The following is a 23,991-nucleotide window of genomic DNA, read 5'->3' as shown; positions in this document are numbered from 1 at the left end:
ACTAGATTGGCGCCGTGGCGCAACACGAACCTGACCCGCTGGCCGGGCTGAGGACCGTGCTGCGCCGTACGCTGCTCACGCTCGTCGGCGTCCCGTTCCTCGTCGCGATCGCGATGTCACTGGTCGACTCGTACCGGCGACGCGGCAAGCGCCCCAAGCCGTTCCCGACCCGGGACCCGCGGGTGGTGCAGGTCGGCGACGGCGAGGTCACGACCTACACCTACGGTCGCGACCTGTACGACGACATGCTGGCCGCGATCGAGGGGGCCGAGCGGCAGATCCTCTTCGAGACCTACATCTGGAAGGGCGATGCCACCGGCGAGCGGTTCAAGCGCGCGCTGATCGCGGCGGCCGAGCGCGGCGTCGAGGTCTACTGCATCTACGACGCCTTCGCGAACCTCGTGGTCTCACCGGCCTTCCAGCGGTTCCCGTCCAGCGTGAAGGTGCTGCGCTACCCGGTCTACACCGCAGGCTGGCGCTTCTTCGACCTGCGCCGCTACGGCCGCGACCACCGCAAGATCCTGGTGGTCGACGACCACGTGGGCTTCGTGGGCGGCTACAACATCGGGTCGGCGTACGAGACCGAGTGGCGCGACACCCACGTGCGGATCACCGGGCCGGCGGTCTGGGACCTCAAGCGCGCGTTCGCCGACTTCTGGAACCTCAACCGGCGCCGCCGGTTGCGCGGCTCGGAGCGCCCGCTGCTGCTGGAGACCGCGTCGACGTGGGAGCCCCGGGTGCGGGTGCAGCGCAACGTGCCGCGGCTGTGGATGTTCCCGATCCGAGCGATGTACATCGAGGCGATCAACCGGGCCAGCCGCAACGTCTGGCTGACCCAGGCCTACTTCCTTCCCGACGAGGACTTCATCGCCGCGGTGAAGGACGCGGCCCGCCGCGGCGTCGACGTCCGGCTGCTGCTGCCGTTGAAGTCCAACCACATCGTGGCCGACTGGATCTCGCGCGGGTACTTCAGCCAGCTGCTCGACTCCGGGGTGCGGATCCTGCGCTACCGCGACGCGATGGTGCACGCGAAGACCGCCACGGTCGACGGCACCTGGTCGACCGTCGGCACGGCCAACATCGACCGGCTCAGCCTGCAGGGCAACTTCGAGATCAACGTCGAGGTGATCGACGAGTCCTTCGCGAAGGAGCTCGAGGCGATCTTCGAGGTCGACCAGTCGCACTGCCTCGAGCTGACCAGCGGGGAGTGGGAGGCGCGGGACATGCACCGCAAGTTCACCGAGCTGGTCCTCGCGCCGCTGCGCCCCCTGCTCTGACACGCGCGCCGGACGGCCGGCGGTCCGTCGTGCCCAGTTGACGAACACTGTTGTTCGTGGAACGCTCGCGGCGATGTCGACCCTGCCGCGCGGCCGCCACGGCCTGAGCCGTGCGGAGGTGGAGTCCGTCCAGCGGGAGCGGATCTTCCACGGCATGGCGCAGGCCATGGCCGAGCGCGGGTACGTCGGCACGCCGGTCGCCGAGATCATCCGACGGGCCGGTGTCTCGCGGGAGACCTTCTACCAGCAGTTCGACTCCAAGCAGGACTGCTTCCTCGCGGCGTACGAGTGGGCGACCGACGTGCTGCGCGACGGCTTCGCCGAGGGCCTGGCCGCCGTCGGCACCCCGCTGGACCGCTTCGCCGACCTGCTGGAGAGCTACCTCGACGCGCTCGCCGACGACCCCGGCCGGTCCCGGCTGTTCCTGGTCGAGGCCTGGGCGGCCGGGCCCGAGGTGATGCGCCGCCGGCTGGAGGTCCAGCGAGAGGCCGCTGTCGTGCTCGCCGAGGTGCTCGGGGCCCACGACGACCGCGGCCGGTTCGCCTGCGAGGCGCTGCTCGCGGCGATCGTGCAGCTGGTGACCGCGCAGGTCGTCCTCGACGACGCGGCCGGCCTGGCCGCGCTCCACCCCCGACTCGTGGCGCTCGCGGCGTCGCTGTTCCCCGAATCCTGAGGAGAGTGCCCATGTGGTTCCGAGCCCCCGTGCGTGACCTGGCCGGCAAGCAGGTCTTCGTGACCGGTGCCGCGAGCGGGATCGGCCGCGCCGTCGCGGAGTACGCCGCCGAGCGCGGCGCCGTGCTGCACCTGACCGACCTGCAGGCCGACCTGCTCGACGAGGTGGCCGCCGGCATCCGCGAGCGCGGGGGACAGGTGGCCACCGCGGCGGCCGCCGATGTCTCCGACCACGCGCAGGTCCGTGCGCTGGCGCGGCAGGTGACCGAGCGGTCCGGTCCCATGGACGTGGTGCTCAACGTCGCCGGCATCGCGGTGTGGGGCACGGTCCGCAGCCTCGAGCCCGAGCACTGGCAGCGCCTGGTCGACGTGAACCTGATGGGCCCGATCCACGTGATCGAGGAGCTGCTGCCGCCGATGATCGACGCCGGTCGCGGCGGCCAGCTGGTCAACATCTCCTCGGCCGCCGGGATCATCGCGATGCCGTGGCACGCCGCCTACAGTGCGACCAAGTTCGGCCTGCGCGGAGTCTCGGAGGTGCTGCGCTACGACCTGCGCAAGCACCGGATCGGGGTCAGCCTGGTCTGCCCCGGCGGCGTCGACACCGGCCTGGTGGAGACGATCCGGATCGCCGGCATCGACCAGCAGAGCAGGTCCTTCGTCCGTGCCCGCGGGCACTTCCAGAAGCGCGCCGTGTCGCCGGAGCAGGCCGCCGAGGCGATCTGGAAGGGGGCGCTGCGCAACCGGTACTGGGTCTACACCTCGGCCGACATCCGGCTGGTCCACCTGCTGCAGCGCTGGTTCCCGCCCGGGTACGCCGTCGCGATGCGCGTCTTCAACTACGGCGCCAACCGCGTGCTCCCCGCCGTGGAGCAGGCCCGGCGCTCGGACCTGGCATGAGCGGGCCGCTCGAGGATCACGGCGAGCCGCGGATCCAGCCGGGCGGCTGGCGTGACGTGGGTCCGTTCGTGGCCGGCTTCGCCCGCATCGCCGGACGGGTCCAGGGCACCGAGCCGCCCGCGGTGTTCCTGACGCTGGGCCGGCACCGCCGGCTGTTCTGGGGCTGGCTGCACTTCGCGGGCCGGCTGATGCCGGGCGGCCGGCTGTCGCGGCGGGAGTCCGAGCTGGTGATCGTCCGGGTCGCGAGTCGCCGCGGGTCGTCGTACGAGCTGACGCAGCACCGGCGCCTGGCCCGTCGTGCCGGGCTGGCAGCGGACGAGGTGGCCGCCATCGAGGCGGGGGAGACCGAGGGCACCTTCAGCGCGCGCGAGCGGCTGCTGCTGCGGGCGACCGACGAGCTGCTCGCGACCGACGACCTCGGCGACCCGCTGTGGGCCGAGCTCGGGGAGCACTTCGACGACCGCGAGCGGATCGAGGTCCTGATGCTCGTCGGCCACTACGCGATGCTCGCCACCGCGCTGCACGCCCTGCGGGTCCGGCCGGACCGGCCGCGGTAGGGAGCCACTCCCTGACCCGGGACCCCCTCCCGGTTCGGGCCGTTCGGCTCGGTTCCGCCGGCCGACGGCCGATGCGCCTCCTGCGTCGTCGGGTCGACGTGGCCGCTGCTGCGCGTGGCGGTCCGGAGCACGGCGTCCAGGAGGGACACCCCATGAACATCGTCCGACGGTTGATCACGAGTGTGGGCGTGGTCGCCCTGCTCGTCGGCCTCGTCAGCGTCGCACCGGCGTCACCGGCCGGAGCACGGGTCGCCGACACCGCCGAGTGCACCGCCGCCAGGGACCAGGTCACGCGCGCGGTCCGCGCCGAGGCGCGGGCCCGGGTCGCGCTCGCGAGCGCCCGCAAGGCGCTCGTCAAGGCCAAGAAGTCGCACCGTGCGGCGAAGGTCCGCAAGGCCAAGCGGGTCGTCGTCACCCGGACCCGGACCCACCGGCGCTCGGTCACCGCGCTCCGCACCGCGCGAGCGCACCGGGACACTGCCTGCGCCGCCCCCGGCGGTGGCGGGACCGGCGGCACGGGTGGTGGCACGGGTGGTGGCACGGGCGGTGGCACGGGTGGCGGCACCGGTACGCCGTCGAAGGCCTCCACGCTCGGCAGCCTGCTCGGCCTGCTGACGGCCGCGGGCAACGGCGGCAGCGTCCCGAGCCTCGACCCGGCCCAGCTGCTCGGCCTGCTGAACGGCCTCTACCCCGGCGTCGGCAGTGCGCTCGACCCGACGGAGCTGACCGGCATCCTGAGCGGCTTCACCGGCGCGGACGACCTCGACCTCGCGGCCCTGACCGGCCTGCTCGGCGGCCTCGGCGGCAGTGCCCTCGACCCGGCCCAGCTGCTGGCGCTGCTCGGGAGCGGGGACCTCGACCCGGCGCAGCTCACCGCGCTCGTCGGCTCGGTCACCGGCATCCTGGGCACCCTCGGCGGCACCGGCCTCACCGGCCCGGCGGACGTCCTCGACCTGGTCACCGACCTGCTCGGCGGGCTGCTCGCTGACCCGACCGAGGTCCTGGGCACGCTGCTCGGCCTGTTGACCGCCGCCGGAAACGGCGGCGCGATCCCCGGCCTGTCGCTCGGCGAGTTCACCAGCCTGCTCGACGGGCTGTTCCCGGGCGCGTCCTCGCTGCCCCTCGACGTGCGGACCACGTTGCTCGGTGCCTTCGAGCAGGCCGACGTCGTGGGCCTCGGGCAGCTCACGGGCCAGGTCGGCGGGCTCGGTGCGAGCACGCTCGACCCGGCGCAGCTGCTGGGCATCCTCGGGGGTGACGACCTGGGCGCCGGCCAGCTCGACACGCTCACCGGGACCATCACCGGCCTGCTGAACGGCGTCAGCGGCGGGACGTTCGTCGTACCTCTGAACCCGCTCGCGGCGGTGTCGGGCCTGCTGTGCGACCTGCTCGGAGGGCTCCTCGGGGGACTGCTGGGCTGCTGATCCCCGGCGGTCGCCCGGGCCGTTGTCGGTGGCCGGCCGTACGCTGCAGGCATGCGTCCGGTCACCGATCTCGAGCGTCGCGTCGCGCCCTTCCACGTGCAGTCCGACTACTCCCCGTCCGGCGACCAGCCGGCAGCGATCGCCGAGATCACCAAGCGTCTCAACGACGGCGTCCAGGACGTCGTCCTGCTCGGCGCGACCGGCACGGGCAAGACCGCGACCGTGGCCTGGGTGGCCGAGCAGGTGCAGCGCCCGATGCTGGTGCTGCAGCCCAACAAGACCCTGGCCGCGCAGTTCGCCAACGAGCTGCGCCAGCTCTTCCCGGGCAACGCGGTCGAGTACTTCGTCTCCTACTACGACTACTACCAGCCCGAGGCCTACGTCCCCCAGACCGACACCTACATCGAGAAGGACTCCTCCATCAACGAGGAGGTGGAGCGGCTGCGCCACTCGGCGACCAACAGCCTGCTCACCCGCCGCGACGTGATCGTGGTGTCGACGGTGTCGTGCATCTACGGCCTCGGCACCCCGCAGGAGTACGTCGACCGCATGGTGCGGCTCCGCGTCGGCGAGGAGCACGACCGCGACTCCGTGCTGCGCCGGCTCGTCGAGATCCAGTACACCCGCAACGACCTCGCCTTCACCCGCGGCACCTTCCGGGTCCGCGGCGACACCCTCGAGATCTTCCCGGTCTACGAGGAGCTCGCGGTGCGCATCGAGTTCTTCGGCGACGAGATCGAGCGGCTGATGACGCTGCACCCGGTGACCGGCGAGGTGCTCACCGAGGACCAGGAGCTCTACGTCTTCCCGGCCAGCCACTACATCGCCGGCCCGGAGCGGATGGAGCGCGCGATCAGGGGCATCGAGGCCGAGCTCGCCGAGCAGCTCGCGACCTTCGAGCGCCAGGGCAAGATGCTCGAGGCGCAGCGGCTGCGGATGCGCACGACCTACGACGTCGAGATGATGCGCCAGGTCGGCTCCTGCTCCGGCATCGAGAACTACTCGATGCACATGGACGGCCGCGGCCGCGGCACCGCGCCCAACACGCTGCTCGACTACTTCCCCGAGGACTTCGTGCTCGTCGTCGACGAGTCGCACGTCGCGGTCCCGCAGGTCGGCGGCATGTACGAGGGCGACATGTCGCGCAAGCGCAACCTCGTCGAGCACGGCTTCCGCCTGCCCAGCGCGATGGACAACCGGCCGCTGCGCTGGGAGGAGTTCCTCGAGCGGATCGGCCAGACCGTCTACCTCTCCGCGACGCCGGGCGACTACGAGCTCGACAAGGTCCAGGGCGACGTGGTCGAGCAGATCATCCGTCCGACCGGTCTGGTCGACCCCGAGGTCGTCGTGAAGCCGACCAAGGGCCAGATCGACGACCTGATCCACGAGATCCGCACCCGTGCGGAGAAGAACGAGCGGGTCCTGGTCACGACGCTGACCAAGAAGATGTCCGAGGACCTCACCGACTACCTCCTCGACGCGGGCATCCGCACCCGCTACCTCCACTCCGAGGTCGACACCCTCAAGCGCATCGAGCTGCTGCGCGACCTCCGGCTCGGCCTCTACGACGTCCTCGTCGGCATCAACCTGCTCCGTGAGGGCCTCGACTTGCCCGAGGTGTCGCTGGTCGCGATCCTCGACGCCGACAAGGAGGGCTTCCTGCGCTCCGACAAGTCGCTGATCCAGACCATCGGTCGCGCGGCCCGCAACGTGTCCGGCGAGGTCCACATGTACGCCGACAAGATCACCCCGTCGATGGAGTCGGCCATCGACGAGACCAACCGCCGGCGCGCGCGGCAGGTCGCCTACAACGAGGCCCACGGCATCGACCCGCAGCCGCTGCGCAAGAAGATCGCCGACATCACCGAGATGCTGGCCCGCGAGGACGAGACGACCCAGGAGCTGCTCCAGACCTGGGCCGACGCCGGCATCAAGGGTCGCGCAGGCGGCGTGAAGGCGAAGAAGTCGCCGACCCCGCAGCTGCGCTCCACCGACATCGGCGGCCATGCCGCCGAGCTCGCCGGCATGCCGAGCGCCGACCTGGCCCAGCTGATCCAGGACCTGACCGACCAGATGAAGGGCGCCGCCGCCGAGCTGCAGTTCGAGCTGGCCGCCCGCCTGCGCGACGAGATCGGCGAGCTCAAGAAGGAGCTCCGCCAGATGATGGAAGCGACCAAGTGAGGAGGGCGTGCCGAGCGAGGAACGAGCTCGAGGCACGCCCGACGAACGCGGGAGCGCGCGAGCGCCAGCGAGCGCAGGCGACGAAGTGAGGCGAGCTCGCGGCGTTTTCCTTGGGCGTGAGTTTCACCGGCCGGCCGGTGAAACTCATGCTTGGACGAGGAAACTTCGTCGTCCAAGCATGAGTTTCGTCGTCCAGGCCGGGGAGATTCACCGGCCGGCCGGTGAAACTCACGCTTGGACGAGAAAACTCCCGCCCTGCGCGAGCGCACCCGCGGCTGTGTCCACCGGCGCGTGAGCCGGCGCACGTCGTCGCGAAGTCGGCCCGCCACGAGGCGCGGGAGTAGCCTGCGGACGTGAGCGGTGAGCCTGGGTCGACACCCGGGCGGCGCTACACCGTCTGGGCCGTCGGGCTCGGCGTCTACGCCCTCGCGGTCTTTCACCGCAGCAGCCTCGCGGTCGCCGGCCTGGCCGCGACCGAGCGCTTCGACATCTCGGCCAGCCAGCTCGCGTCGTTCACGATGCTCCAGCTGCTCGTCTACGCCTCGATGCAGATCCCGGTCGGGCTGATGGTCGACCGGTTCGGCTCGCGCACCGTGCTGACCGTCGCGGTCACCGTGGTCAGCACCGGGCAGGCGGCCTTCGCGTTCGCCGACGACTACCCGACCGCGCTGCTCGCCCGCGCCCTGGTCGGGGTGGGCGATGCGATGACCTTCATCTGCGTGCTGCGCCTGGTGACGTCGTGGTTCCCGCGCGGACAGGTCCCGCTGGTCAGCCAGCTGACCGGCAACCTCGGTCAGCTCGGCGCCCTGGCTGCCGCGGCGCCGATGACCTGGGCGCTCGGCGAGCTCGGCTGGACCCGGTCCTACCTGGCGGGTGCGATCGCCGGCCTGGTCATGCTCGTCGTGCTGCGCCTCGTGCTCCACGACAGCCCGACGCAGGCCCACCTGCGCGGCGTACCGATGACCGCTCGCGCCCTGGCACGCAGCCTGGCCGCGTCCTGGGAGCAGCCCGGTACCCGGCTCGGCCTGTGGATCCACTTCTCGACCCCGTTCAGCCCGGCGCTGCTGGGCCTGCTGTGGGGCTTCCCGTTCCTGGTGAGCGCCGAGCACCGCTCGGAGGCGACGGCGGGCGCGCTGATCTCCGTGCTGTTCCTGACCAACCTGGCCTACGGCCCGCTGATGGGCTGGCTGGTCGGCCGTCACCCGTGGCACCGCTCGACGCTCGGCCTCACCATCGTCGCGGCGATGGCGACGGTCTGGGCCGCGGTGCTGCTGTGGCCCGGCGACGCCCCGCTCTGGCTGCTGGTCGTGCTGATCGTCGTGGTCGGGGCCGGGGGACCGGGCTCGATGGTCGGCTTCGACGTCGCCCGCACCAGCAACCCCGACCACCGCTCGGCCAGCGCCAGCGGGATCATCAACGTCGGCGGGTTCACGTCCTCGCTGCTGGTCATCGTGGGCGTCGGCATCGTGCTCGACGCGCTCTCCGGCGGCGACGGCTCCTACACCCCGGAGGCCTTCCGCTGGGCGATGGCCGTCCAGTACGTCCTCTGGGCGCTGGGCAGCATCCAGATCCTGCGCTACCGGCGCCGGATCCGCTCGCTCACCACCCGCGAGCAGGTGGCCGGCGGCAACACGATGGTCGAGGTCGGCCCCGACCCGGTCAGCCCCGGCGGGCCGTGAGCCCCACGAGGCGGGCGACCACCAGCGCCACGTAGAACACGCCGGCCACCTGCTCGATCATGACCAGCGACCGGGCGTGCGCGAGGACCGGGTAGACGTCGGAGAGGCCCACGCTGGTGAGCGTGGTGAACGACAGGTAGAGCAGCTCGAACCACGGGAGGTCCGCGCTGCCGTCGGGGCTGGACCAGCCCACGAAGGACCCGGGCCACACGACCTGCGCGGCGGCGTACAGGTAGGCGAAGCCCCACGCGACCACCGTGAAGGCGGCGCCGGTGGCGAAGAGCTCGTCGCGGGTGACCTTCTCGTCGTGGAAGAGGTAGCGGATCAGGGCGTAGGAGACGAAGAAGTAGAAGGGCACGTGGAAGGCCGCTGAGACGACCACGACCCAGCCGACCTCGGGCTGCACCGCCTCGGCCACGGCCAGCACGACCGCCGGCGCGCCGAGCAGGAGCGCGACCCAGGTCAGCACCTCGGTACGACGCACGGCCCACACCGCGCTCAGCACGACCACCATCTGCGCGACGCCCGCGAACGCCCGGCCGACCGTCGACTCCTGCAACGCGGGGTAGGCCAGCACCAGGACCAGCTGGGCGCCGAGCAGGACCGCGGACGGGTGGCTCCCGATCGCCCGCAGGGGTTCCGGAAGGCGGGACGGGGACGGCGGCACGGGGCGATCCTATGCAGGCCGCGCCCGGGAAAGCCGGGGCGCGGCGTGACCCGGTCCGCCGGAGGCCCGTTGAGCCCGGTGGTGACCGGATGTGGCTCCCGTCACAGGGTGTCGCATTGGTCACAACGAGAACGTGTTCTACTATGGCGCGTCGGCTCCTCCGGGGGCCTGGTCCATGGGGGAGTCGGGGAGAGGAGTCGGGGCGTGGCGTTCAACGCCGTATCGGTCGTGCGCGGCCCCGGTGAGATCGCGTTGATGGTGGTCGAGGTCACCAAGCGGATCTTCACCCGCCCCTTCCAGTTCCGGGAGTTCCTCGAGCAGGCCTGGTTCGTCACCAGCGTCACGCTGATGCCGACGATCATGGTCTCGATCCCGTTCGGCGCAGTGATCTCGCTGCAGGTCGGCAACCTGACCGGCCAGCTCGGCGCCCAGTCCTTCGCCGGCGCGACGGCCGTGCTCGCGACGGTCCGTGAGGCGGCTCCCATGGCGGCCGCGATGATCATCGCCGGGGCCGCAGGGTCGGCGATCTGCTCCGACCTCGGGGCGCGCAAGATCCGTGAGGAGATCGATGCCATGGAGGTCCTCGGCATCGACCCGCTCGAGCGACTCGTCGCCCCCCGGGTGGTCGCGACCATGTTCGTCGCGCTGATGATCAACGGCATCGTGATCGGCACCGGCATCGGTGGCGGCTACTTCTTCACGGTGATCGTCCAGGGCGGCTCCGCCGGCGCCTTCCTCTCCTCGTTCACCGCACTCGCCTCGCTGCCCGACCTCTACATCGCGATGGTCAAGGCGCTCATCTTCGGCTGGCTCGCCGCGATCATCGGTGCCTACAAGGGCCTCAACGCCGGCGGCGGCCCGAGCGGTGTGGGCCGCGCGGTCAACGAGTCGGTCATCATCGCCTTCATGGCGCTGTTCTTCCTGAACGCCGTCATCACGGCCATCTACTTCCAGGTCGCTCCGCCGGTGGGCCTCTGATGGCGGTCGTGGGCCAGGTGGCGGGCGATGCCTACAAGAGCGGGCGCTCCACCCTCGAGGGGTACGGCGACCAGCTGCTCTTCTACGCCAAGGCCCTCGCCTGGGCGCCCCGCGCGATCCGCCGCTACCCCCGCGAGATCAGCAACACCCTCGCCGAGGTCGCCTTCGGCGCGGGCGGCCTGAGCCTGATCCTCGGCTCGGTCGGCGTCATCGCGTTCATGGCCTTCTTCGCCGGCACCGAGGTCGGCATCCAGGGCTACGCCTCGCTCAGCCAGATCGGCGTCGCGAAGTTCAGCGCGTTCATCTCGGCGTACTTCAACACCCGCGAGGTGGCTCCGCTGGTCTCGTCGATCGCGCTCGCCGCGACGGTGGGCTGCGGCTACACCGCCCGCCTCGGCGCGATGCGGATCTCGGAGGAGATCGACGCGCTCGAGGTGATGGGCATCCCGTCCCTGCCCTTCCTGGTGACCACCCGGATGATCGCCGCCTTCGTCGCCGTCATCCCGCTCTACATCGTGGCGCTGTGCGCGTCGTACCTCTCGCCGCGGCTGATCGTGGTCTACATCTACGGCCAGTCCGGTGGCACCTACGACCACTACTTCCTGCAGTTCCTGCCGCCGATCGACATGATCTGGTCGTTCTTCAAGCTGCTCTTCCTGGCCGTCGCGGTGATCCTCATCCACTGCTACTACGGCTACACCGCCTCCGGGGGACCGGCGGGCGTGGGCCGCGCGGTCGGCAAGGCGATCCGGACCAGCATCGTGACCATCGTGGTCGCGGACTTCTTCCTGAGCTTCGCCATCTGGGGCTCGACCACCACCGTCCGGATCACGGGATGAGGGGGTGATCGGCTGATGCTCGTCAACATCCACCACGACAGCGCCCGGGAGCACAACCGGCTCCTGGTCGCCGGCATCGGCTTCCTGACCGCCATCGCCCTGCTCGTGTGGCTGTCGGTCTCGATCTACAACAAGGCCTTCGACAGCACCACGACGATCACGGTCAAGGCCGACCGAGCGGGCCTGCAGCTCGCCAAGTTCGGCGACGTCCGCATCAACGGCGTCCTCGTCGGCCGCGTCGCGAAGATCGACCAGGACGGCAAGCAGGCCTCGATCACCCTCGACCTCGAGCCGGATGCCGCGAAGAAGATCCCGGCCAACGTGACCGTCCAGATCCTGCCGACCACCCTCTTCGGCCAGAAGTTCGTGGCCCTTGTCCGCCCCGAGACGGGTGCCTCCGGCGAGCTCCGCGACGGTGACGTCATCCCGTCCGACCGGGTCGAGACCAACGTCGAGCTGAGCCAGGTGCTCGCCGACCTGTTCCCGCTGCTGCGCGCGGTGCGCCCGGCCGACCTCAACATGACCCTGAGCGCCGTGGCCACCGCGCTCGAGGGTCGCGGCAACGAGCTCGGCGAGACGATGGACCAGCTCGGCCAGTACATCGGCGCCATCGACGACTCGCTGCCCACGCTCAAGGAGGACCTGATCGCGCTGGCCGACGTCGCCGACGCCTACGACGTCGCGGCGCCCGACCTGCTCGACGTCCTCGACAACGTCACGGTCACCAGCAAGACGATCACGCAGAAGTCCGAGGACCTCGACGTCTTCTTCTCCGACCTCACCGGCCTCGCGAAGACGTCGACCCGCCTGCTGGCGACCAACGAGCAGAACCTGATCCGGATGGGCGAGGTGACCGAGCCCGTCATCGGGCTGCTCGCGGACTACTCGCCGGAGTTCCCGTGCCTGATTCGCGGTGCGGCCAACTACGAGCCGATCCTCTCCAAGACCTTCGAGGGCAACTGGGTCAGGCAGAAGATCGAGCTCGGCTCGCCGCAGTTCCGCGCCTTCGACGAGCGCGACCTGCCGACCTACGGCGAGGTCGGACACGGACCGTGGTGCCTGGGCCTGCCGAAGTTCACCGTGCCGGCGCCGCCGGTGCCGCTCGACCAGGGCACCGACCTCGACGAGAAGGGCGGCTACCTGCCGTTCCCGATCCCCGGGCTGGAGAACCCGAACCCGATCGGCATCAACAGCGGGTACGCCGGCAGCGCCCCCGAGCAGAAGGTGGTCAACGCGATCCTCGCCGACAAGAGCGGGCACGACCCGGCGTCGTACGGCTCCCTGGGCACGCTGCTCTACGGCCCGGTCGTGCGTGAGGGGAGGGCTGCCGGATGAGCGACAACGCGGGCCACCTGCTCAACCGCCGCAACGCGGTCACCACCGCGGCTGCGATCAAGCTCGGCATCTTCACGGCCGTCTCGATCCTGGTCACCGGCGTGCTCGTCGTGATCATGGGCAACGTCGGCTTCGGCGAGCGCAACGAGTACCAGGCGATCTTCACCAACGCCACGATGCTCGAGAAGGGCGACGACGTCCGGGTCGCCGGCGTCAACGTCGGCGAGGTCAAGAAGGTCGAGCACTACCAGCGCTCGATGGCGAAGGTGACCTTCAAGGTCGACGCGGGGGTCGAGATGACCACCGCCTCGCGGGCCGAGATCCGCTTCCTCAACCTCGTCGGGGACCGCTACCTGGCGCTCGAGGAGGGCTCCGGCGCCGACGGTGCGAAGGCGCTCGCCGACGGTGCGACCATCCCGGTCGGCAACACCAAGCCGGCGCTCGACCTGACCGTCCTCTTCGACGGCTTCAAGCCGCTGTTCGCGGCGCTCACGCCCGACCAGGTCAACGAGCTGAGCATGAACCTGGTCCAGGTGCTCCAGGGCGAGGGCGGCACGGTCAAGAGCCTGCTGGCCCACACCGCGTCCCTGACGACCTCGCTGGCCAACCGCGACCAGCTGATCGGCGAGGTCATCGGCAACCTCAGCACCACGCTGAAGACCGTCGACGACCGCCACGAGCAGCTCAGCTCCCTCGTCGTCGAGCTCAAGGACTGGATGACCGACCTCGCCAGGGACCGGGACACGATCGGCTCCTCCCTCGACAACATCTCGCAGCTCACCGTGACGGTGGCCGACCTGCTCCGTCGCGGCCGGCCGCTCCTCAAGGAGGACATCGCCGCGCTGCGCGACCTCGCGAAGCTGCTCAACCGGCCGGAGAACCGCAAGAACCTCGGTCAGCTGCTCGACCGGATGCCGGAGACCATGGACGACCAGACTCGAACCGGGACCTACGGCTCCTGGTACCAGTACTACATCTGTGGGGTCTCGGCCACGATCAAGCTGCCCATCATCGGCGAGCAGGCGCTGCTGAAGCAGATCACCAAGTACATCGAGAACTTCTCGTTCAAGTCCACCGCTCCCCGGTGCCAGGACCACTGATGGCGAACACGAGCGAGGCCCGCATCCTCCGGCTCGGCACGATCACCCTCGTGCTGATGGCCGTGATCTCCGCGGCCACCTTCAACCTCGGCAAGTTCCCCGGTTTCCGCGGGACGACCTACTACGCCGAGTTCAGCGACGCCAGCGGCATCCACAAGGGCAACATCGTCCAGGTGGGCGGCATCCGGGTCGGCCGCGTCACCCAGGTGGCCCTCGCCGGCGACCGGGTGAAGGTCAAGTTCGAGCTCGACGGCGACGTCGAGTTCGGCAAGGACAGTGCGGCCTCGATCGAGGTGCTGAACCTGCTCGGCGAGAAGTTCCTCGACGTCCAGCCGGGCGGCAGTGGCCAGCTGGCGGCGGGTGGGACCATCCCGCTCGAGCGGACGGAGTCGGCGTACGACATCGTGGGCGTGTTCGGCGACCTGGCCTCCACGACCGAGAAGATCGACACCGAGCAGCTCTCGAAGGCGCTGGACACGGTGGCCGACACCCTCGACGTCTCCGCGCCCGAGATCCAGGCCTCGTTCGACGGCATCGCCCGTCTCTCGCGGAGCGTGGCCTCCCGCGACGAGGAGCTGCAGACGCTGCTCGACAGCTCGAAGGACGTCAGCAAGGTCCTGGCCGACCGCAGCGGCGACATCGTGGGCCTGATGAAGAACAGCGACCTCGTCTTCCAGGAGCTGACCAAGCGCAAGGCCGCCGTGCACGACCTGCTGGTCAACGCCCGCAGCCTCGCCGTCGAGCTCCGAGGCCTGGTCAAGGACAACGAGAAGCAGATCGGCCCGGCCCTCAAGGAGGTCGACGGACTCGTCAGCTTCCTCGTCTCGAAGAAGAAGAAGCTCAAGGAGACGCTCGCGGCGCTCGGCCCCTACGTCGACATCCTCGGCAACATCGTCGGCACCGGCCCGTGGTTCGACGCCTACGCGTCCAACCTGCTGGCCCTGCCGACCGGCGAGTTCGTACCCGGGTTCGTGGAGTGATGACGATGGTGACCACGATCCTCAAGCGCATCGAACGCCGCGTGCTGGCCGGCCTCGCCGTGCTCCTGCTCGTCGCCGTGACGGTCAACCTGCTCCGCTCGCCGGCCGAGATCAAGACCGTGACCGCGCACTTCCCGCGCGCTGTCAGTGTCTACGAGGGCACCGACGTGCGCGTGCTCGGCGTCAACGTCGGCAAGGTGACCGCCGTGATCCCCGAGGGCAACTCGGTGCGCGTCGAGATGGAGTACGACGCGCAGTACCAGATCCCCGCCGACGCCCAGGCGGTCATCGTGACCCCGACGCTCGTCGCGGACCGCTTCGTCCAGCTGACCCCGGTCTTCGGTGACGGCGACAAGGCAATGGCCGACGGAGCGGACATCGCGCTCCAGCAGACCGGCGTGCCGGTCGAGCTGGACCGGATCTACAACAGCCTCCAGACGCTGACCCGGGCCCTCGGCCCGAACGGCGTGAACAAGGACGGCACCCTCGACCACCTGCTCGAGGCGGGGGAGAAGGCCTTCGACGGCCAGGGGGCCCAGGGCAACCAGATGATCCACGACCTCGCCGACGCCGCCGAGACCTTCGGCAACGGCGCGGGGCCGCTGTTCGAGACCGTGACCCAGCTCGCCGAGTTCACCGACACCCTCGCGAAGAACGACAAGCTGGTCCGGGCCTTCATGAAGGACCTGGCCGGGGTGTCGGGGATGCTGGCCGAGGAGAGCGACGAGCTCGAGCGGGCCGTGGCCTCCGTGGCCCAGGCCGTCGGCAGCGTGAAGGGCTTCGTGACCAAGAACCGCGACGCGTTCGTGACCGACGTCCGCAAGCTCACCGACGTGATGAACACGATCGTCTCCGAGAAGGACAGCCTGGCCCGGGCGATGCGCGCCGCGCCGACCGCGATGGCCAACCTGCAGGCCGGCTTCGACCACGTGAGCGACTCGCAGAACAGCAGGATCGGCATCGGTGGCTACGTGTGGGACGCCGACGGGTTCATCTGTGCCGTCATCCAGCAGAACCCCGCGATGCCGCCGGCCCTCAAGGACACCGCGTGCGCCCTCGTCGAGAAGGTGCTCGAGCCGGTGCTCACCAAGCTTCCCTGGCTCCCGCCGGAGTACAAGTCGTACCTGCCCAAGGCCAAGCAGGCAGGGGCCGACACGAGCCGAGGGATCCAGCTTCCCGGTGCGATGCCGGTGTCGTACATGAGCGGAGACGGTGTCTCCATGGCGACCCTGCTCGGAGGTGGCTCGTGATGACCCGATCGATCCGCAGCTGGCGTTCCGCTCTGGCGGGACTGCTGGGGCTCGCCGTCCTGACGGGCTGCAGCAGCTTCGACGGCGCCTATGACCTGCCGCTGCCCGGCCACGAGGTCGACGCGGACGACGCCTTCGAGATCACGGTCTACTTCAAGGACGTCCTCAACGTCGTGCCGCGCTCGCCGGTGATGGTCGACGACGTCACCGTCGGCGAGGTGTCCGAGGTGGAGCGTTCCGGCTGGAACGCCAAGGTCAAGCTGCTGATCCGCAAGGACGTCGAGCTGCCCGACAACGCGATCGCGGACATCCGTCAGGTGTCGCTCCTCGGCGAGAAGTACGTCGCCCTGGAGGCGCCGAAGGAGGAGGCGCCGACGGGTCGGCTGGCCGAGGGCGACACGATCGACCTCGCCAAGACCGGGCGCAACCCCGAGGTCGAGGAGGTGCTCGGCGCACTGTCCTTCCTGCTCAGCGGCGGCGGCGTGGCCCAGCTCGGCACCATCACCCGCGAGGCCAACCAGGTGATGTCCGGTCGGGAGGACCGGCTGCGCAACCTGCTGTCCTCGCTCGACTCGGTCGTGGGCACCGTGGACCAGCAGAAGGTCCAGATCATCAACGCCCTCGAGTCGCTCAACAACCTGACCTCCACGCTGAACTCCGAGAAGCAGACGATCAGCGACGCGCTCGACGCGACGGGCCCGGCGATCGAGGTCCTCTCGGCCCAGCACGACGAGCTGATCGACATGCTCGGCGCACTCGACCGGCTCGGCAAGGTCGGCACGAGGGTGATCAACGCGAGCAAGGAGGACGTGCTCGCGATCCTGGAGGACCTGAGCCCGATCCTGCGCCGCCTCCGTCAGGCCGACGAGCAGCTGGCACCGGGGCTCAACCTGCTGGTGAGCTTCCCCTTCCCCCAGTCGGCCAACGACATCGTCCAGGGCGACTACGCCGACACCATCGCCCGCGTCGACATCGACCTCACGAACCTGTTCCACACCTTGGGCCTGCCGGCCATCCAGCTGCCCGACCTCGGTCAGGTGCTGGACCAGGTCGGTCGCTGCCTCAAGAGCGGCAGCCTGACCAGCACGGCCTGCGCCAGGGTGCTCAGCGACCTCGACCTGCTCAAGCAGATGAAGGCCGACTGCAAGAAGGTCGCGCTGAAGGGCAGCCCGGTCTGCAAGCTGCTCAACTCGCTGCCGAACCTCGACCTGAGCCAGCTGCTGAACGGCGGCCTGCTCGGTCCCAACGGGCTGCTGTCCGGGCTGACCGGTGGGCTCGCCCCGTCCGGGTCCACGGGTGGCGGAACGACGAAGCAGCTGCTGGGAGCGACAGCATGAGCAGGGGCGTACGGATCCGGTTGATGGCGTTCGTCGTCCTCAGTGCGGTCGGCATCACCTACATCACGGCCAGCTACCTCGGCGTCGTCGACCGGGTGACCGGCCGCAACATCACCGTCACCGCCAGTCTGCCCGGCTCCGGCGGCCTGTTCGAGGGCAGCGAGGTCACCTACCGAGGCGTCAAGGTCGGCAAGGTCTCCAGCATGGAGCCGACCGAGGAGGGCGTCGACCTGAAGCTCGAGCTGGAGCACGGCACCGAGCTGCCGCTCGACGCGCAGGTCTTCGTCCACAACCTCTCCGCGGTCGGCGAGCAGTACCTCGACTTCCAGCCGAAGAACGCCGACGGCCCGTACGCCGCGGACGGCGCCCACTACCAGGGGAACGCCGACTCGCTGCCCGTCGACGAGGGCGACCTGCTGGTCGACCTGAGCCGGTTCGTCGACTCCGTCGACAAGGAGAGCCTGCAGAAGGTCGTCAAGGAGCTCGGCGTCATGTTCGGCGACACCGGTCGGGACCTCCAGCGGTTGCTCGACGGTGGCTCCACCTTCATCGCCGAGGCGAGCGAGCACACCGACGAGACCATCGCGTTGCTCGACAACAGCCTGACCGTGCTGAGGACCCAGCGCGGGCAGAAGGAGAACATCCGCAGCTTCGCCGCCGACCTGAACACGATCACGACGGCCCTGCGCGGGCAGGACAAGAACCTGCGGACGGTGCTCAGCCAGACGCCCGGAGCGGCGCGCGCGGTCGACCAGCTGCTCAAGGAGCTCGAGCCCACGCTGCCGGTGCTGCTCGGCAACCTGGTCACCACCAACCAGATCCTGGTCAGCGAGCTCGATGGCATCGAGCAGCTGCTGGTGACCTATCCCGCCCTGATCTCCGGAGGTCCGAGCGGAAGCACGGCTGACGGCTGGGGCCACGTCAACCTGCAGTTCGACTACAGCGTGCCGCCGTGCACCCAGGGCTACGTGAAGCCCGAGGACTGGCGCTCCACCCAGACCCTGACGGATGCCACCGCCGCCGAGGTGAGCTGCACCGCGGGTCCGCCGTACAACATGCGGGGCAGCAAGTACGCCCCCGGCAACCGCCGCAACCACGCCTCCCCGGCCCGCGTCTACAGTGGCGTCTACGATCCGGTGACCGGGTCGGTGCCGGGGCTCGAGGACAACGCCGGGAACCCGGTGCGGCTCAAGGGGCAGGAGGACCTGTCGGTCCTGGGAGGGGATGCGTGGAAGTGGCTGCTGATCGGTCCGGTGGCGAGCCGGTGACCCCGGCGACGTCGTCGGAGGAGGCAGGCCGGATCCGGCTCAACGTCACGCTCTACGCAGCCACGGTGCTGCTGGGGTGCGTCGCGATCTTCCTCGGCATCGTGATCCAGCGCAGCGACCTCGACCTCGCGTTCTGGAAGGACGACGACGCGTCGTCGACGACGCCGGGCGTGGGCCAGGACACCGGCCGCGGCGTGGTGACCGCGCTCGACGCGGCCGACGAGGCCGACCAGGAGCGGGTCGCGGCCCAGCTCGACGCGGCGACCAAGGTCGTGGACGCGATGGTCAACCTCGACTACAAGACGGTCGACGACGACATCGAGGCCGTGCGCGGCCTGGCGACCGGAACCTTCCTCGACCAGTGGGACAAGGCGAGCGCCAACGTGAAGTCGCTGGCCGAGCGGGCCCAGTCGACGACCAAGGGCGACGTGGTCTGGACCGGACTGGTGTCCGGTGACAAGGACTCCGCCACGGTGATCGTCGCGGCCACCGGCACGGCGGCCAGCAAGACCACCGAGTTCAAGGAAGAGGCCCGGAACTACCGGATGCAGGTGGAGCTCGTCCTCGACAAGGGCGCCTGGCTCACCTCCGACCTCCAGTACGTTCCCTGAGGAAGACGATGACGCGACCCACCCCCCGCCGTCCCGCCACCTCCCGTGGGGGCACGCAACGCCCGCGCAAGATCGCCGGGCAGGCAGGCGCGACCCGTCCCGAGGACGAGGCCACCGGCACCGCGACCACGGAGGACGCGACGGTCGAGCCCGGCGTCCGGCTGCGCAAGCAGGCCGTCGTACCCACCCCGCCTCCCGCACTGTCGGGCCCCGACGAGCCCGCCGGCCCGGTGCGCCCCAGCGTCCTGGCCCGCCAGAAGACGACCCGCGTGCTGATCGCCACGCTCGTCCTGGTCGCTCTCGCCCTCGGTCTCGAGGCCGCGATGCTGGTCGTCGACAAGGTCGGTGACGACGACCCGAAGGTCGAGGCCGCCGACAACGACGGGCAGGTCACCGTGCCTGACGGCCGGCCCGTCATCGCCGACGACCTCGACGTCAAGGAGGGCGTCGACGCCGCTGCGAAGGCTGCGCAGGAGATCGTCTCGGTCGACTACAAGAAGTACGACGAGGAGGTCGACGACGCCGCCGACCTGATGACGTCGTCGTTCGAGACCCAGTACCGACGGACCGCGGGCGACATCGAGGACGAGTTCGTCGCCAACAAGACGATCGTGCAGGCGCCGGTCGTGGCGCAGGCCGTCGTTCGCGCGAACCGGACCCGGCTGCAGGCGCTGGTCTTCCTCAACCAGGCGGTCGTGCGCGAGCGCAACGGCAAGCCGGAGACCGTCGTGACCCCCTACAAGGTGCTCGTCACGATGGTCCACACCGACCAGGGTTGGTTCGTCGATGGTCTCGACACCGACGGGACACGAGACAAGAACAACTAGAACACGTTACAGTTCGGGGTGTGAGCACCCCTGTGGACTGCGACGTCGCCGTCATCGGAGCCGGCCCGTCAGGCCTGTTCGCGACGTACTACGCGGGCTTCCGCGGCCTCCGGGTCGCGCTGGTCGACTCGTTGCCCGAGCTGGGCGGCCAGGTCACCGCGATGTACCCGGAGAAGGCGATACTCGACGTCGCCGGCTTCCCGACCGTCAAGGGGCGCGAGCTCGTCGACGGCCTGGTCGCGCAGGCGCTCACCGCCGACCCGGTCCAGCTGCTGGGCCGCACGGCCAGCGGACTGAAGGTCGACGAGGAGACCGGTGTCGAGCTCACCCTCGACGACGGCACGCTGGTCCAGGCCAAGGCCCTGATCATCACCGCCGGCATCGGCAAGTTCAGCCCACGCCCGCTCCCGGCCGCCGAGGGCTGGGTGGGCCGCGGCGTCGAGTTCTTCGTGCCGAGCTTCGCCCCGTACGCCGGCAAGGACGTCGTCATCGTCGGCGGCGGCGACAGCGCCTTCGACTGGGCGCACCACCTGGAGCCGATCGCCCGCTCGGTCACCCTGGTCCACCGCCGCGACGCCTTCCGTGCGCACCAGCGCACGGTCGAGCAGGTCCAGGCGTCGTCGGTCGAGATCGTCACCCGCGCGGAGGTCACCGCCCTGCGCGACGCCGCCGGGGGAGCGGCCGGCGAGCTCGCCGAGATCGAGATCACGGTCGACGGCGAGGCCACGACCCGGCCCGCGCAGGCGATTGTCGCCGCGCTCGGCTTCGTCGCCGACCTCGGCCCGCTCCAGCAGTGGGGCCTCGAGACCCACCGCCGCCACGTCGTCGTCGACGGCGCCATGCGCACCAACCTGCCGCGCGTCTTCGCGGCCGGCGACATCACCGAGTACGACGGCAAGGTCCGCCTGATCGCGGTCGGCTTCGGCGAGGCGGCGACCGCCGTCAACAACGCCGCCGTCGTCGTGGACCCGACGGCCCACGTGTTCCCGGGCCACTCCTCGGAAGGATCCTGAGATGAGCAGCGGACGCAACCAGGTCAAGCTGACCGACGAAGAGGTGCAGGCCCTCCTCGAGGAGAACCTGAAGGTCCAGGTGGCCGCCAACGGCAAGGACGGCTTTCCGCACCTGACCACGCTCTTCTACGTCGTGCGCGACGGGAGGATCGCGTTCTGGACCTACGGCCGCAGCCAGAAGATCGTCAACCTCGAACGCGACCCCCACGTGACCGCGCTCGTCGAGGACGGCGTGGACTACTTCGAGCTGCGGGGCGTGTCGATCGAGGGCCGGGCCGAGATCGTCCGCGACCGCGACACGATCTTCGAGATCGGCTCGGCAGTCGCGACCCGGATGGCCGGGGTCGGCTCCTTCGAGGAGCTCGGCGAGTTCGGCGTCCAGGCCGTCGAGAAGCAGGCGACCAAGCGGGTGGGCGTGATCATCCACCCGGACCGGGTCGCGTCCTGGGACCACCGGAAGATGACCTGAAAGGCCACCTGATGAAGATCAAGGTCGACTTCGACCTCTGCGAGTCCAACGGCCTGTGCGAGGCCATGGCGCCCGAGGTGTTCGAGCTGGATGACGACGACTTCCTCCAGCTGCACACCGAGCAGACCACCGACGAGAACATCGACAACGTCCGGCGTGCGGTCGCGGCCTGTCCGCGGGCCGCGATCACGCTGGTGGAGGAGTGAGCATGGATCAGGGCACGTCCCTGGAGGGCAAGGTCGCGATCGTCACCGGTGCCGGTGCCGGTCTCGGCCGCGCCGAGGCACTCGCCCTGGCCCGGGCCGGTGCCCGGGTGGTCGTCAACGACCTGCCGGGTGCGGGCGACGACGCGGTCGAGGAGATCCGCTCCTTCGGGGGCGAGGCTCTCGTCGTACCGGGTGACGTGAGCCGGCGCGAGACGGCCGACGCGATGATGGCCGCCGCCGTCGATCAGCTCGGCGGGCTCGACATCGTCGTCAACAACGCCGGCATGACCCGCGACCGGATGCTCTTCAACCTGTCCGACGACGAGTGGGACGCGGTCATCGCGGTCCACCTGCGCGGCCACTTCCTGCTCTCGCGCAACGCCGCGTCGTACTGGCGCGAGCAGTCGAGGCTGAGCGAGTCCGGCACGGTCTACGGCAGCATCGTCAACACCGCATCCGAGGCCTTCCTCGGCGGCTCGCCCGGCCAGGCCAACTACGCCGCGGCCAAGGCCGGCATCGCAGCCCTGACCCTGTCGACCGCACGCGGCCTGGCGAAGATCGGCGTCCGCGCCAACGCCATCTGCCCGCGGGCACGCACCGCGATGACCGCCGCCGTCTTCGGCGAGGACGAGTCCGGCCAGAGCGTCGACCCGTACTCCGCCGAGCACGTCGCGCCGCTGGTGGCCTACCTCGCCTCGCCGGCCGCCGAGCGGATCACCGGCCAGGTCTTCGTCGTGTACGGCGGCATGGTGGCCCTGGTCGCTGCCCCGGTCGTCGAGCAGCGCTTCGACGCCTCGGGTGACCTGTGGACCGGTGACGACCTCGACAAGCAGCTCGGTGGCTTCTTCGCCGACCGCGACCCCCACGTCGGCTTCGCGGCCGACACGATCATGAAGCTGACGGTGTGACCATGGGACGACTGGACAACAAGGTCGCGATCGTGACCGGCGGCGCGCAGGGCCAGGGTGCCGCGATCGCGCGCGCCTACGTCGCGGAGGGTGCCAAGGTCGTCATCGCCGACGTGGCGAAGGACGAGGGCCAGGCGCTCGCCGACGAGCTGTGCCGGACCTCGGGGGGCGCGAACGCGCACTTCGCCCACCACGACGTGAGCGACGAGGCGTCGTGGACCGCGCTGGTCGAGGACACCAACACCCGCTTCGGTCCGGTCGACGTGCTCGCGAACAACGCCGGCATCCTCCGCTTCGGCGACATCGAGCGGATGCCGGCTGCCGAGGTCGAGCTGGTCTGGCGGGTCAACCAGCTCGGTGTCTTCCTCGGCATGCAAGCCGTGGCCCGCACCATGCGCAAGAACGGCGGCGGCTCGATCATCAACGCCTCGTCGGTCGAGGGCCTGGCCGGTATGCCGTCGTGCACGGCGTACGCCGCCACCAAGTGGGCGATCCGCGGCATGACCAAGTGCGCGGCGATGGAGCTCGGCCCGAAGGGCATCCGGGTCAACTCCGTGCACCCCGGCATGATCGACACCCCGATGACCCGCGTGCACGGTGGCGACGCCGCGATGGAGTACGGCGCCAGCAAGGTGCCGCTGCGCCGGGTCGGCCTGCCCGAGGACATCGCGCCCGTCTACGTCTTCCTCGCCAGCGACGAGTCGTCGTACATCAACGGTGCGGAGATCGCGGTGGACGGCGGCGTGACGTCGACGCACGCCTTCGGTGCCTGAGTCAGTCGCGGAGGATCAGGTGAACGGCCGTCTCCATGTGCGCCGCGGTCTCCGCGGCCGTGGAGCGGCCGGTCACCCACGCCACCAGGGCGGACAGCCACACGTCGCCCAGGACCCGCGCGACGGCGACGTCCTGGTCGGTCAGCGCGCCCTCGGCGGGCACGCCGCCGTGCATGGCGTGCGTGACGATCGAGGTCATCGCCATGCCGACGACGTGGATCTCGTTGGCCACGCTGCTGTCGGCGAACATGAAGGCACGGGTCAGGGCCTCGGTGAGCTTGGGATCGCCCTGCATGCCGCGCGCCATCCGCTTGAGCACGTAGAGCACGCGGTCGGCCTGGGTGTCGCCGGGGATCTCTCGGTCGTTGAGGCGGACCGAGGCCTCGTCGAACTGGCGGCCCAGGGCGCTGACCAGCAGGTGGATCTTCGACGGGAAGTAACGGTAGAGCGTGCCGAGGGCGACGTCGGCCTGCTCGGCCACGGCGCGCATCTGCACGGCGTCGAAGCCGCCGGACTTGGCCAGCTCGTAGGTCGCGTCGAGGATCCGCTTGCGGCGCTCGCGCTGCGCGGCGGATCCGAGGTCCTCGGACGTGGCCGAGTTCGCGATGCTCACGGAATGTCCCCCTGGGGTGAAGATGACGAGGCGGGTTGTTGAGGACCCAGTCGATAGGCTACCGGCAGGTAGCGCATAATTTGGAACACGTTCCACCACGATTTTGTTACAACCCTGCTCCCCGGGA

General features: G+C 70.1%; 24 protein-coding genes. 22 read left to right on the top strand and 2 right to left on the bottom strand.

The window, feature by feature from the left end; translation table 11 throughout:
* Positions 1–14 precede the first annotated feature (14 nt).
* From ASE20_RS00340 to ASE20_RS00310, 7 genes are all read left to right on the top strand, one after another.
* The gene (locus ASE20_RS00340) at positions 15–1,277 is read left to right on the top strand and encodes a phospholipase D-like domain-containing protein (protein ID WP_225868963.1); all 1,263 of its coding nucleotides are present in this window, start codon (positions 15–17) and stop codon (positions 1,275–1,277) included.
* 73 nt (positions 1,278–1,350) lie between these two features.
* On the top strand, positions 1,351–1,950 hold the full coding sequence (locus tag ASE20_RS00335) for a TetR/AcrR family transcriptional regulator (RefSeq protein WP_056892555.1): 600 nt from the start codon (positions 1,351–1,353) through the stop codon (positions 1,948–1,950).
* A gap of 11 nt (positions 1,951–1,961) precedes the next feature.
* On the top strand, positions 1,962–2,849 hold the full coding sequence (locus ASE20_RS00330; protein WP_056892554.1) for an SDR family oxidoreductase: 888 nt from the start codon (positions 1,962–1,964) through the stop codon (positions 2,847–2,849).
* On the top strand, positions 2,846–3,406 hold the full coding sequence (locus ASE20_RS00325; protein ID WP_056892553.1) for a carboxymuconolactone decarboxylase family protein: 561 nt from the start codon (positions 2,846–2,848) through the stop codon (positions 3,404–3,406). The genes ASE20_RS00330 and ASE20_RS00325 overlap by 4 nt, the downstream gene beginning before the upstream one ends.
* A 152-nt stretch (positions 3,407–3,558) precedes the next feature.
* Complete coding sequence (locus ASE20_RS24920) at positions 3,559–4,830, top strand: hypothetical protein (protein ID WP_056892552.1); 1,272 nt, start codon at positions 3,559–3,561, stop codon at positions 4,828–4,830.
* 51 nt (positions 4,831–4,881) lie between these two features.
* Complete coding sequence (gene uvrB, locus ASE20_RS00315; protein WP_056892551.1) at positions 4,882–7,011, top strand: excinuclease ABC subunit UvrB; 2,130 nt, start codon at positions 4,882–4,884, stop codon at positions 7,009–7,011.
* A 353-nt stretch (positions 7,012–7,364) separates the two neighbouring features.
* Positions 7,365–8,690 (top strand): MFS transporter, encoded by a 1,326-nt coding sequence (locus ASE20_RS00310; protein ID WP_056892550.1) that lies wholly within the window; start codon positions 7,365–7,367, stop codon positions 8,688–8,690.
* Here the strand turns inward: ASE20_RS00310 and ASE20_RS00305 are convergent.
* Positions 8,671–9,357, bottom strand: a complete 687-nt coding sequence (locus tag ASE20_RS00305) for an ion channel (RefSeq protein WP_225868964.1) — start codon at positions 9,355–9,357, stop codon at positions 8,671–8,673. The two genes, ASE20_RS00310 and ASE20_RS00305, sit on opposite strands and share 20 nt — an antisense overlap.
* Positions 9,358–9,612: 255 nt before the next feature.
* On the opposite strand from ASE20_RS00305, the gene ASE20_RS00300 reads away from it, so the two are divergent.
* The 15 genes from ASE20_RS00300 to ASE20_RS00230 are packed head-to-tail and all read left to right on the top strand — an operon-like array spanning position 9,613 to position 23,251.
* A complete protein-coding gene (locus ASE20_RS00300) occupies positions 9,613–10,335 on the top strand; it encodes an MlaE family ABC transporter permease (RefSeq protein WP_056893038.1) in 723 nt (240 codons plus the stop codon).
* Positions 10,335–11,174 carry an MlaE family ABC transporter permease gene (locus ASE20_RS00295; protein WP_056892549.1) on the top strand — a complete coding sequence of 280 codons (840 nt, stop codon included), beginning with the start codon at positions 10,335–10,337 and terminating at the stop codon, positions 11,172–11,174. Before ASE20_RS00300 ends, ASE20_RS00295 begins: the two co-directional genes overlap by 1 nt.
* 15 nt (positions 11,175–11,189) lie before the next feature.
* Entirely contained in the window at positions 11,190–12,509 is a 1,320-nt protein-coding gene (locus ASE20_RS00290; RefSeq protein ID WP_056892548.1) for an MCE family protein, read from the top strand.
* Complete coding sequence (locus ASE20_RS00285; protein WP_056892547.1) at positions 12,506–13,609, top strand: MCE family protein; 1,104 nt, start codon at positions 12,506–12,508, stop codon at positions 13,607–13,609. The genes ASE20_RS00290 and ASE20_RS00285 overlap by 4 nt, the downstream gene beginning before the upstream one ends.
* Complete coding sequence (locus tag ASE20_RS00280) at positions 13,609–14,589, top strand: MCE family protein (protein WP_056892546.1); 981 nt, start codon at positions 13,609–13,611, stop codon at positions 14,587–14,589. The genes ASE20_RS00285 and ASE20_RS00280 overlap by 1 nt, the downstream gene beginning before the upstream one ends.
* A complete protein-coding gene (locus ASE20_RS00275; RefSeq protein ID WP_056892545.1) occupies positions 14,589–15,839 on the top strand; it encodes an MCE family protein in 1,251 nt (416 codons plus the stop codon). Before ASE20_RS00280 ends, ASE20_RS00275 begins: the two co-directional genes overlap by 1 nt.
* Complete coding sequence (locus ASE20_RS00270) at positions 15,839–17,176, top strand: MCE family protein (RefSeq protein ID WP_056892544.1); 1,338 nt, start codon at positions 15,839–15,841, stop codon at positions 17,174–17,176. The genes ASE20_RS00275 and ASE20_RS00270 overlap by 1 nt, the downstream gene beginning before the upstream one ends.
* Complete coding sequence (locus tag ASE20_RS00265) at positions 17,173–18,444, top strand: MCE family protein (RefSeq protein WP_082612022.1); 1,272 nt, start codon at positions 17,173–17,175, stop codon at positions 18,442–18,444. Before ASE20_RS00270 ends, ASE20_RS00265 begins: the two co-directional genes overlap by 4 nt.
* Positions 18,411–19,055, top strand: a complete 645-nt coding sequence (locus tag ASE20_RS00260; protein WP_082619246.1) for a hypothetical protein — start codon at positions 18,411–18,413, stop codon at positions 19,053–19,055. Before ASE20_RS00265 ends, ASE20_RS00260 begins: the two co-directional genes overlap by 34 nt.
* Positions 19,056–19,063: 8 nt before the next feature.
* Positions 19,064–19,882, top strand: a complete 819-nt coding sequence (locus ASE20_RS00255; protein ID WP_056892541.1) for a hypothetical protein — start codon at positions 19,064–19,066, stop codon at positions 19,880–19,882.
* Between the two features lie 20 nt (positions 19,883–19,902).
* On the top strand, positions 19,903–20,895 hold the full coding sequence (locus ASE20_RS00250) for an NAD(P)/FAD-dependent oxidoreductase (protein WP_056892540.1): 993 nt from the start codon (positions 19,903–19,905) through the stop codon (positions 20,893–20,895).
* A gap of 1 nt (position 20,896) precedes the next feature.
* A complete protein-coding gene (locus ASE20_RS00245; RefSeq protein ID WP_056892539.1) occupies positions 20,897–21,364 on the top strand; it encodes a pyridoxamine 5'-phosphate oxidase family protein in 468 nt (155 codons plus the stop codon).
* An 11-nt stretch (positions 21,365–21,375) separates the two neighbouring features.
* Positions 21,376–21,570: a ferredoxin gene (locus ASE20_RS00240; protein ID WP_056892538.1), complete on the top strand. Its 195-nt coding sequence runs from the start codon at positions 21,376–21,378 to the stop codon at positions 21,568–21,570.
* Positions 21,571–21,572: 2 nt separating this feature from the next.
* Positions 21,573–22,478, top strand: coding sequence for a 3-oxoacyl-ACP reductase (locus ASE20_RS00235; RefSeq protein ID WP_056892537.1), 906 nt, complete (start codon positions 21,573–21,575; stop codon positions 22,476–22,478).
* A 2-nt stretch (positions 22,479–22,480) separates the two neighbouring features.
* Positions 22,481–23,251 carry an SDR family NAD(P)-dependent oxidoreductase gene (locus tag ASE20_RS00230; RefSeq protein WP_056892536.1) on the top strand — a complete coding sequence of 257 codons (771 nt, stop codon included), beginning with the start codon at positions 22,481–22,483 and terminating at the stop codon, positions 23,249–23,251.
* A gap of 1 nt (position 23,252) precedes the next feature.
* Here the strand turns inward: ASE20_RS00230 and ASE20_RS00225 are convergent, their stop codons facing one another.
* On the bottom strand, positions 23,253–23,864 hold the full coding sequence (locus tag ASE20_RS00225; RefSeq protein WP_082612021.1) for a TetR family transcriptional regulator: 612 nt from the start codon (positions 23,862–23,864) through the stop codon (positions 23,253–23,255).
* Positions 23,865–23,991: the final 127 nt, after the last annotated feature.

The sequence above is a fragment of the Nocardioides sp. Root240 genome (assembly GCF_001428825.1).
Taxonomy (GTDB): domain Bacteria; phylum Actinomycetota; class Actinomycetes; order Propionibacteriales; family Nocardioidaceae; genus Nocardioides.
This window is presented reverse-complemented; position numbering and strand designations above follow the sequence as displayed.